Source organism: Pontibacter litorisediminis, from assembly GCF_029360645.1.
Taxonomy (GTDB): Bacteria; Bacteroidota; Bacteroidia; order Cytophagales; family Hymenobacteraceae; genus Pontibacter; species Pontibacter litorisediminis.
In genome coordinates this window covers 214,290-225,088 of the sequence record NZ_JARDUA010000008.1, presented here as the reverse complement: position 1 = coordinate 225,088, position 10,799 = coordinate 214,290, and the positions used below count along the sequence as shown (strand labels likewise).

At 45.3% G+C, this 10,799-nt stretch carries 6 protein-coding genes; 5 read left to right on the top strand and 1 reads right to left on the bottom strand.

Annotated elements, in window-relative coordinates:
- The first annotated feature begins 1,567 nt into the window (after positions 1–1,567).
- From PXG97_RS19510 to PXG97_RS19500, 3 genes are all read left to right on the top strand, one after another.
- Positions 1,568–4,522: an InlB B-repeat-containing protein gene (locus tag PXG97_RS19510; RefSeq protein WP_276499515.1), complete on the top strand. Its 2,955-nt coding sequence runs from the start codon at positions 1,568–1,570 to the stop codon at positions 4,520–4,522.
- 256 nt (positions 4,523–4,778) lie between these two features.
- Positions 4,779–5,786 (top strand): glycosyltransferase, encoded by a 1,008-nt coding sequence (locus PXG97_RS19505; RefSeq protein WP_276499514.1) that lies wholly within the window; start codon positions 4,779–4,781, stop codon positions 5,784–5,786.
- Positions 5,787–6,119: 333 nt separating this feature from the next.
- Entirely contained in the window at positions 6,120–7,535 is a 1,416-nt protein-coding gene (locus tag PXG97_RS19500; RefSeq protein WP_276499513.1) for a T9SS type A sorting domain-containing protein, read from the top strand.
- Between the two features lie 122 nt (positions 7,536–7,657).
- Here PXG97_RS19500 and PXG97_RS19495 read toward each other — a convergent pair whose 3' ends face one another.
- Positions 7,658–8,470 (bottom strand): 2,3,4,5-tetrahydropyridine-2,6-dicarboxylate N-succinyltransferase, encoded by an 813-nt coding sequence (locus PXG97_RS19495; protein ID WP_276499512.1) that lies wholly within the window; start codon positions 8,468–8,470, stop codon positions 7,658–7,660.
- Positions 8,471–8,522: 52 nt separating this feature from the next.
- Between PXG97_RS19495 and PXG97_RS19490 the strand changes: the two genes are divergently transcribed.
- Positions 8,523–9,662 (top strand): glycosyltransferase family protein, encoded by a 1,140-nt coding sequence (locus PXG97_RS19490; RefSeq protein WP_276499511.1) that lies wholly within the window; start codon positions 8,523–8,525, stop codon positions 9,660–9,662.
- A gap of 73 nt (positions 9,663–9,735) precedes the next feature.
- Positions 9,736–10,734: a 3-oxoacyl-ACP synthase III family protein gene (locus PXG97_RS19485; RefSeq protein ID WP_276499510.1), complete on the top strand. Its 999-nt coding sequence runs from the start codon at positions 9,736–9,738 to the stop codon at positions 10,732–10,734.
- Positions 10,735–10,799: the final 65 nt, after the last annotated feature.

Genomic DNA, 10,799 nt, shown 5'->3' with positions numbered 1-10,799 from the left:
CTAGGGCTTACCTCCTCCAGGTCTTTTTTGTCGCATGAAACTGCTACCGCCCCCGCTAGTAGGGGCATAAGGATATACTTGAATCTCAAATTCATTTTTCTTTGGCTAAAAAGTGAAATGTTTGATAGCTGCACTAAGCATTTATATGATTATTCCGTTTTGATTTGCTTAGAACATTATGATACTCTGGTTAAAGTATAGATTTATTAAATATAATTAAAATAGAATATTCTCCTCCCTAAAAGTCTTCTCATACGCATCCCAATATTCTTTAATTCAACATATTACAACAACATTAACTCAATAGTGATCACTTTATTGATATTGAACATTTCCGTTCAACTGACTGTGACAAATATAAAGGGCTTGATTTCAGATTTAAAAACCATTCGCCAATTACCCCCTAAAAAACTTTGTAGATGGCCACAACTTCTTTTTAACTTGCAAAATTCCACATTTTGTGGAATAAAATTATACATATAGATACTTAGATTTATTCAAATTATGTGTATAAATATTTTAAGGTAAGTCTTTACGATATCGACCATTATTAACTTTAATAAATTTATTGAAGAGTGCAAGTGAACCCTGATGGAGAGTTTATGCCTAGAGAACTAAATTTGAAAGAGAAAAGGAGAAGTATCCATTAAAGGCTGCATCAACTCATGAAAAACAAATTTGCACTTTTTAGCAATTGGCTGATTATAAGAAACATACACCACAACTTTCTTACTCATCGTCACGAAGAAAGACGGGATTAGAATGGACAGGCTCCTCTCTTAAAAAACAGAGCGGCATATTTCCGAGAAACAGCGTTTTATAGACCATTTATTAAGCGAGTCCTGTGGCTTCTAAAACTACTTGCTAGCTTAAAAGATGTCGGATCTACTTCGATTTAGTTATTTACCCAAATCAGCAGTACTGTTGGAATTGCCACTTTTCCCTAAAGCACGGGCAGTAGTTATTAAGTGAGCGTTCTTATGAGAGAAGCTATAGAGAAGCTATCAAGTTTGCTGTGATATAAGATCTAGGTTAAGTATGCTTGGATTGAGAAAGCAAATATTGGAAGCAGTCTGTGTATTTCATGGTAGAACTTAACATCCTGTTCCTGCATACTGTTACTGTCAGAGCAGACAGCTTGAAGTTTTAACTATGCTACCCTTAGTGAGCTATACTTAATTTTCAATTTACGTATGTTTATCTATAGGTGAATCTGCTCTTTGTCCTCAGGTAAGAGGCTATTAATAAGGTAAAGCCGTAAATTGATAATTTGCCTTTGTTGAGTGCTTACCTTCATAGGTGAGAAATTAACTAGTCCAACAGAAATCCCCCTTCTAATATAAGTCAATTACACTATAAAATTTACGCACACAACAAGTGTACTTCTTTGCCAATAAGCAGCAGCATTACACACGAATATTTAAAATATAATTAAACTATTTTTATAAAAACCGTATACAAACTTCGTATAATACTGTTATAATAAATAATTATACAATAAAATTTATGCTATCAATTATTTCCTCAAGAACATGGTTTATCAATTTCAAGCTGAGAAAAATTACTTATGAAGACATTTACTTTTATTTTTACGATACTGCTGTTAGCATTTGTGACCACAGAAAACTTAGCTGCACAAAGTACTATTTTCCCCTTCGGAGCCTCCTGGAAATATATAGACGATGGCTCAAATCAGGGTAGCGGCTGGAATACCATCACATTTGATGATAATGGCTGGAAAACAGGTAATGGGAAATTTGGGTATGGTACCGGCGATATAGCCACAACAGTTTATTATGGTCCTAAATCTTCTCCTAAATACATTACTACCTACTTTAGGAAATCCTTTTACCTCAGTGACCCGGCAGCCTTCTCTTCTTATATAACAAGCATAAGTAGAGATGACGGTGTAGTGGTTTTTGTAAACGGTACTGAGGTCTTCCGTGATAACATGCCATCTGGGAACATTGATTTTCAAACACTGGCACTCGACGGTGCAAGTGATGACGGAAGGGTAATTCATACTTTTACCATTGCTCCTTCTGCTTTTGTGAAAGGAGATAATGTGATAGCTGTAGAGGTCCATCAGTCCAAAGCGAGCTCCTCTGATCTTGCTTTTGATTTAGAACTTGCAGCTAGTACACTTGCTGTCAATCATTATAGCTTAGTAACATCAGTTACAGGAAGCGGTACTATTGGTAAAAGTCCTGAACAAGCTACCTATGCAAGTGGAGAATCTGTAACCATTACTGCAATACCTAGCACGGGACATACATTTGCCGGTTGGAGTGGAGATGCATCCGGGACAGCAAATCCTTTAACCGTGTCAATGGACCGAGACAAAGCTATCACGGCTTTATTCACTGCCTCTACAGGAGAACAGAAAGTAACAGGCTTTGTACTTGTCAATTCAGCTAACGAGCAAGATATTCAACCCATCGAGAACGGCGCGGTCATCCAACTGTCCTCCCTCCCATCCAGTAAATTAAATATCCGCGCGAATACTTCGCCATATTCGGTTGGCAGTGTGATGCTAGAGTTAAGTGGTGCGCAGAGTAAAAGCTACACAGACAATGCAGCTCCATATGCACTGCACGGCGATGACGGCAATGGCAATTACTACTACGGTAATTGGAACCCACCAGCCACCGGCACTTATACTTTAAAGGCAACTCCTTATTCAGGAAGTAAAGGCACTGGTACAGCTGGCGTTCCCCTTACTGTCTCCTTCACAATAGCTGCGGAACAAAATGAAACACCAACTGACCTTACACCTCCTAACGTTACAAGCATTAAACGCCAAAACCCGACAACTAGCGTGACGGACGCTACATCTGTTACATTCAGGGTTCTGTTCTCAGAAGAAGTGAGTGGGGTAGATATGGCTGACTTTATACCCATTATAATATCAGGCCCCTTATCTGCGAGCGTATCTTCAGTAGCACAAGCTGGGTCCAGTGCCACTACTTACGACGTTACTGTTGGCCTTACGGGGGGAAGCGGAACGTTAAGGTTAGATTTGAGGAGCAGTGGTACCGGCATCAAAGATAAAGCTGGCAACCTTATCGCCGGAGGGTATACCTCAGGAGAAACTTATACTATTGAAACATCAACAAGCAGCCCGGAAGGATTTGCCTCTGTAACACCGTTAAGCCCTTTGCCTATTCATACTAGCTTAGGAGATCAGCCACAATCAAAGGTGTGGTCATATGCTGGTAAATGGTGGGCCGTACTTCCTACCACTGGAGAAGGCACGCACATCTGGAGGCTAGATGGCAAAACGTGGACAAAAGTACTTGCCATATCACCAAGCGACTATACCAGAGCAGATTGTAAAGTGCAGGGGAACAATGCTCATATCCTATTATATAGGGGGGCTTCCTTGCCTTCACAGCTAGTATCTGTTGAGTATTCATCAGTTTCGGGGAACTATGCCCCTTGGTCACAAAGAGCCTCTAACGTTTCATTATCATTAGATGCAGGTGTGAAAACCGCCACTATTGACATAGATGGAACTGGAAGAATGTGGCTTGCCTCTAATGGGAATAACAATGCGTATGTCCGTTGGAGCGATGCGCCTTACACCAATTGGAGCGCACCAGTTACTGTTGCCACAGGACTAACCTCAGATGACATTTGCGCCATTATAGCAATGCCTAAAGCAAACAAAATGGGACTTTTGTGGTCCAACCAAAACACAAAAAGGTTTGGCTTTAAAACACACACCGATGGCACAACCCCATCCACGTGGTCGGCCGATGAAGTCCCTGCTTCGCAATCAGCAATAGAAAGCGCAGATGGAATGGCGGATGATCACCTGAACATGGCATTAGCATCTGACGGCACACTATATTGCGCCGTTAAGACTGGTTTCAAAACAGGACTCCCGCGAATCGCTTTATTGGTGCGCCGCCCTTCAGGCACATGGGACGACCTTTATGAAGTATCTAAAGCAGGGAACCGGCCAATTGTGATCCTAAATGAAACTATTGGCAAGGTGAAAGTGCTTTATGCTGCCCCAAGCGCTGGCGGCATCTACTATAAAGAGTCTTCTACTTCCAACATTGCTTTCGGATCAGAACTGTCTTTGATAAATGAAACATGTGACTATGCTACTAGCAGTAAGGAAAATTACAGTTCTGAGATTGTCATATTTGCCTCTACAAGCAAACAATCCTACTCAGTTTTAGCAACAGACAAGATATCAGATGAACAGACAGTTACTTCCATTAAAGAAATATTGAAGGAAGATGCCCAGCCCATGGCCAACTTGATGGCTTACCCTAACCCCTTCAGCAAAAGAACCAAAATTCAGTTCACCCTCTCTGAAGGTGGTCCATATACTGTTGAAGTATATGATGGAAGAGGTGCCTTGATTGACGTACTGAAGCAAGGTTCCGGAAGTGCAGGAGAAGAACTGAAACTTGAGCTAGATGGTACCACATTCACAGAAGGACTCTATGTTGTAAGGTTAGTATCTAAAGCGCAGTCTAGCTCTCTTAAACTTCTTTTGAAGAGGTAGGAGCTCATTCTTGACACTTACTCAACACACAGCAACCTGATAAGCAGCAGGAGCCGGGGTAAAGAAGGTTTTTCCTATTTACTCCGGCTTTTTGTTTGGATAATTAAATTTCTAATACACCACTTACAAGAGCACATACCTTTTTACTTCACGTATATATAGTACCAGTTCAGCACTAGCTTTATGAGCTTCATCTGGCTTAAAAGCAGACGTTACAAATACTGCTGTGTGGAGTACAAATGTTAACAACAAAGGTATGGGCTTAGGTATAACAGTAATAATCTGTACCTACAATGGGGAACAGGTCCTTCCTGACACAATCCGTCACCTTGCATTGCAGCAAGTGCCGTCCGATATTGCCTGGGAGGTAATTGTTGTTGACAATGCATCTACTGACACTACACCTATAATTGCGGTAGCAGAATGGGAAAAACATGCGTGCCCTATACCTTTCAAGCTTCTAAGCCAACCTCGTAAAGGGCTGGCTCATGCGCGAGAAATGGCGCTGATGAATGCTTCCTACGAATTTATACTGTTCTGTGATGATGATAACTGGTTATCTCCTGATTACCTAAGCCTGGCATTCCGCTTACTGGAGAGCAAGCCCTCCATTGGCGTGTTGGGCGGCCATGGGAAACTAGTATTTGAAACTTCCCCCCCTCTTTGGGCAAAAAGTTTTAGTGCCTTTGCCAGCGGACCACAGGCTGCTACCTCAGGTAAAGTAAAATACAATGCTGTTTATGGAGCTGGTTGTGTAGTTAGAAAATCAGCTTTCGAAAAGTTGAAAAGGGCAGGTTTTACACCGATGCTCACCGACAGAGAAGAGAATGGTTTAAGTGCTGGAGGTGACTATGAGCTATGTTATGCCATTGCCTTAGCAGGATATGATATATGGTACGATGAGAGGCTTGTATTTAAACACTTTATGCCTCAAAAGAGAATTAACTGGACCTATTGTATGCGGCTACTAAAAGAAGGAGCGCAGAGTTTAGAAGTCCTTATTCCGTTCAGAATTCGAATTAACATGCAATGTAGCAATCACCTTCTATTTGATTGGAAGGCGTTCAACGTCTTACTCTACTATACAAGAAAGATGCTTCCACTGTTACTGCGTGGCAAAGTACTGAAACCTGGCACCGAAGAGGCTCTTGAAAACAAGTTACGGTTTTTCAACTTGCTGTATAAAATCCTAGCTTTCAAACACTACAAGGCGATGCGGCAAAACTATCTGAAGATCAAGAGCTTTGAAAAGTGTTTATTGTAGGCTGAATGCCTTCTCTGAACATAAGTAACACTTTGAATTATATTGTCAGCTCCCTTTACAGAAATTCTGTCTCACTGTCTGCTCATATTTTTCTTTGACACCTATCAGTAAAAGTTGCACACAATACAATAATTAAAAAATATATAAAAAAACTATAACCAAATATATAAAATTCTCATATAGCATTGTAAGTAAAGAGTTTTGCCCAAGCTAAGAAAACAAAGCTAGAACAGCACAAGCCCGACTTTACATTCTAAGCTATAGAGCTTTGCTCTTACGCTTACTTTTCATATTGCTTTTTCAGATCAACTTCTTAAATGAAACCTTACTCCTATGGTAAAAATTCTTACTATTATAGCTTGGGTAATCTTTGTTCCGTTTTTAATTAAGGCTCAGGATCAACCAGGTTTTGCTTCTATCAAAGAACTCACCCCTATCCCTGTAACAAAGGACACAGGAGAAACCCCGCAGTCGAAGGTTTGGACATATGCTAATACGCATTGGGCAGTTCTTCCAGATGCCGAGGGAACACACCTTTGGCGCCTGGATGGTACACAGTGGTCAAAACAAATGACTCTCTCTGATATTGCATACAAGGCAGACTGTAAGGTAGTAGGAAATGTAACTCACGTTCTACTTTTCAGGGGACTTGACTACATTTATCTGACATCTCTGGAGTACGTACCTTCTTCTAAATCATATAAAACGTGGTCGAAGAGGCCCACACCTGTAGAGCTCTTTGTAGGCAAGGACGCATTGACTGCCACTATTGATGTAGATAGCAAAGGTAGGATGTGGTTGGCCTCTGATAATAAAAGCAGTATTGATGTTCGTTGGAGCGACGCACCATATGCCAATTGGAGCGAACCGATTGTGTTAGCTACCGGTGTTACAAACGGAGACATATGTGCCGTAGTCGCAATGGCTGGCAAAGTTGGCGTTATCTGGTCTAATCAAAACACCAGACGGTTTGGATTTAAGACGCATAAAGATGGAAAATCGCCAACAGATTGGTCTATAGATGAGGTACCTTCATCGCAGTCGGCACTAGACATCAAGCAAGGGATGGCCAACGCTTCTTTGAACTTGGCTGTAGCAGGCGACGGTACTCTCTTTTGTGCTATCAAAACCAACTATAACCTAGAGGGCTACCCAAGGTTAGCTCTTTTAGTAAGACGTAGCTCAGGAAAATGGGAGGACCTACACGAGATTACGCAATCAGGTGAAAGACCACTAGTTATTCTCAACGAGGATGAGAAAAAACTTAAAGTCATATACAACACCTCCTCCGAGAACGGAAATAACATTGTTTATAAAGAATCATCTACTGCTGCTATTTCTTTTACCCCAGAGATGACACTGTTCCAGGGTCCTTATACAGATGCCACGAGCATAAAAGGCAAGTATACTTCAGAGGTTGTCGTCTTAGCCTCAAACTCGGATCGCACTGCTGGTGTTTTAGCATCAGATGTACTTCCAACAGATGATTGTTGTAAATGGGTTATCTATCCGAATCCTTTTTTCTCAACAACATCCTTGTACTTTACTCTACTTCAGAATGGAAGATACGAAGTCTCTCTCTACGACACCAACGGCTCGAAGGTCACAATGCTTAAGCAGGGCGATGCGATAGCTGGAGAGGTTAACAAGGTAGACATAAAAGGAGAAGACTTTGCCAGAGGCCTTTATCTGGTAAAGATACAGACAGAGGAGAAAACCGAAGTCTTGAAGTTAGTTTTAGATAAGTAAGACCTTTATAGAAATTTTACCCAGCAGCGTTAGCCTCCCTCTATTACTTTCAGCAAGCATCAATTCTCTCCATCACTTCCCTGCGGCATCTGCAGGGAAGTGATAGTGGGAATTCCTGTCAATTACACCGCCACCGCATGGTCGCGGAGCACGTCGTTCAGAGAGGTCTTCAGGTCAGTGCTTTCCTTGCGCTGCCCAATGATAAGGGCGCACGGCACCTGGAACTCGCCTGCCGGGAACTTCTTGGTGTAGGAACCAGGAATTACCACAGAGCGCGGCGGCACATAGCCCTTGTACTCCTTCGGCTCGCTGCCGGTCACGTCGATAATTTTGGAGCTGCCCGTGATGGTCACGCCGGCACCGATCACAGCCTCTTTGCCAATGCGGCATCCTTCCACCAGGATACTTCTGGAACCGATGAAGGCCCCGTCCTCCACAATAACCGGGGCAGCCTGCACCGGCTCCAGCACACCGCCAAGGCCAACGCCTCCGCTCAGGTGCACATTCTTACCTACCTGCGCGCAGCTACCTACCGTTGCCCAGGTGTCCACCATCGTGCCGGAGTCCACGTAAGCGCCAATGTTTACGTACGACGGCATCATCACCACACCCCTCGCCAGGAAGGAGCCGTAGCGTGCCACGGCATGCGGCACCACGCGCACGCCCAGCTGCTCATAGTTGCGCTTCAGCGTAATCTTGTCATGAAACTCGAATGGGCCCACCTCGATGGTCTTCATCTGCTGGATAGGGAAGTATAAGAGCACGGCCTTCTTCACCCACTCATTCACCGTCCACTCCTCTCCTTTCGGCTCGGCCACGCGCAGCACGCCTTTATCCAAATCCTCGATCACGGAACGTATGGCCTCTACCGTGGCAGATTCTTTTAACAGCTCCCGGTTGTCCCAGGCCTCTTTTATTATGTTTCTCAATTCCATTTCTATATATGCTCGTTACTCAATATTGCGTAAAAGTAAGTATTTTTGATGGATGTCAGAAACCAGAGTCCTGCTAGCATCGCTTTTAAAGCCTGTTAACGACACCCGCATGTACGAAAAGCTGGGCCTGTCGCTAAGTAAGTTCGCAGAAACCCAGGTGGACATAGCCGGTTTCCAAGCTCCCCTACCTGTCACGGCGCCCGCTAACCTGCACTTTCACCCCATCTTCGATTTCAAACGACTGAGCCTAGACCGGTTCCGGGCACAGCAGAAGTACAAGCAACTGCTCCGTCAGCTAAAGCCGCACCTGATCATCGCCTGCACCCATGAGCTGCTGCTGGCCAGCCTGAGCTATTGCCAAAAGTATGGCGCCCAGCTGGTTTATGATGTGCAGGAAAACTATACTTTAAACCTGACCTCGCAGGAGAACTACCCTCCCCTGCTACGCCAGCTGCTAGCCCTCGGCGTGGCACAGGCAGAAAGAAAAGCCTCCCAAAGCATAGCCCACTTCCTGCTGGCTGAGGAGAGCTACGCCGACGAACTCCCCTTTCTGCAAAAGGGCAAGTATACCGTCATCGGCAACAAGTATAAACCGGCCCCTGGCTATACTTTGCCTGCTACTCCGGTACAGGTGGCGCAGCAGCCGCTGCGGCTGCTCTACTCCGGCACCATAGCAGAAGTATACGGCGTTTTTGAAGCGGTGAGCTTTGCTGAGGCGCTGCATGAGCTTGAGCCTTCTACCTCGCTCACCATTATCGGCTACAGCGCCCGCAGCCACACCTTGCAGCAGCTGAAGGAGCGCATCAAAGGCAAGCGCTACATCAAACTTATCGGAGGCGATAAACTAGTGCCGCACCAACAGATCCTGGAGCAAGTACAGGAGAGTAACCTGGGGCTGCTGCCTTACCAGCCACACCCGAGCACCGAGCGCTGCATCCCCACCAAGCTTTACGAATACGTGGCCCATGCCCTACCGGTGCTGGTGCAGCAAAACCCGCTGTGGCAAAGTATAACAGCGGCATACCAGGCAGGCATTGCCATAGATTTCAGGCAGGCGCCGCCACAGGACCTGCTGCCACGTATACGACAAAGTCAATTTTATACTTCCGGCATCCCTGCTGAGGTATTCTGGGAAACAGAGGAGGCAAAGCTGCTAGAAATAATTAAAGACACCTTAAGCCATAATCTCTAAGTATAAATTTTATTTTTAGATGAATCTAAAACCTGAATAAAACAGTATATTTGTAACTAAACGAAACTAGAACATGCGTAACTCGAGAATTGCAGGCGTTGGCCACTACGTGCCGGAAAACGTGGTAACGAACAAGGATCTGGAGCAACTGATGGATACCTCGGATGAGTGGATCCGGGAGCGTACAGGCATCGTGGAGCGCCGCTACTTTCAGGAGGGCGTAGACACCACCGCCAACATGGGAGCCGCCGCGGCCAGAAAAGCCATTCAGATGGCTGGCCTGGAGCCAAAGGATCTGGACATGATCGTGTTTGCCACCCTCAGCCCCGACTATGTTTTCCCTGGCTCAGGGGTGCTGTTGCAGCGTGAGCTGGGCATCAAGGAAATCCCCGCACTGGATGTGCGCAACCAGTGCTCCGGCTTTATCTATGCCCTGTCAGTGGCTGATCAGTTCATCAAAACCGGAATGTATAACAACGTGCTGGTAGTGGGTTCCGAGATCCACTCCTCCGGCCTCGATTTCTCAACCCGCGGCCGTGGCGTGTCGGTGATCTTTGGCGATGGGGCCGGCGCTGCCGTGCTGGTTCCTTCCGAGAGCAACGACCGGGGCATCCTGTCTACGCACCTGCACGCCGATGGCGAGTTTGCAGAGGAGCTGGCGGTGCTGGACCCAGGCAGCAACAAGAAAGAGCGCCTCACGCATGAGATGATCGACTCTGGCTCGATTTACCCGCACATGAACGGCAACATGGTGTTCAAGCACGCGGTTACCCGTTTCCCGGAAGTGATTGAGGAGGCCCTGAACAAAAACGGCTACAAAGCAGAGAACATTGACCTGCTGGTGCCGCACCAGGCTAACCTGCGCATCACCTCTTACATTCAGCAGAAAATGGGCTTGCCGGCCGAAAAGGTGATGAGCAACATTCATAAGTACGGCAACACCACGGCCGCCTCTGTGCCCATCGCCCTGAGCGAGGCTTACCAGGAAGGCCGCATCAAAGAGGGTGACCTGGTGTGCCTGGCTGCTTTTGGCAGCGGCTTTACCTGGGCCTCTGCCCTCATCCGCTGGTAAGTATAAACTCTGAATTTTGAATGAGTGGATGAGTGAATGATGGAAAAAGTTTGGTTACAGTAAGA

Bases quoted from the DNA above. Each gene is read 5' to 3' on its own strand.
- PXG97_RS19505 (WP_276499514.1), top strand. From the start codon at position 4,779: ATGGGCTTAGGTATAACAGTAATAATCTGTACCTACAATGGGGAACAG.
- PXG97_RS19485 (WP_276499510.1), top strand. From the start codon at position 9,736: ATGCGTAACTCGAGAATTGCAGGCGTTGGCCACTACGTGCCGGAAAAC.
- PXG97_RS19500 (WP_276499513.1), top strand. From the start codon at position 6,120: ATGGTAAAAATTCTTACTATTATAGCTTGGGTAATCTTTGTTCCGTTT.
- PXG97_RS19495 (WP_276499512.1), bottom strand. From the start codon at position 8,470: ATGGAATTGAGAAACATAATAAAAGAGGCCTGGGACAACCGGGAGCTG.
- PXG97_RS19490 (WP_276499511.1), top strand. From the start codon at position 8,523: ATGTCAGAAACCAGAGTCCTGCTAGCATCGCTTTTAAAGCCTGTTAAC.
- PXG97_RS19510 (WP_276499515.1), top strand. From the start codon at position 1,568: ATGAAGACATTTACTTTTATTTTTACGATACTGCTGTTAGCATTTGTG.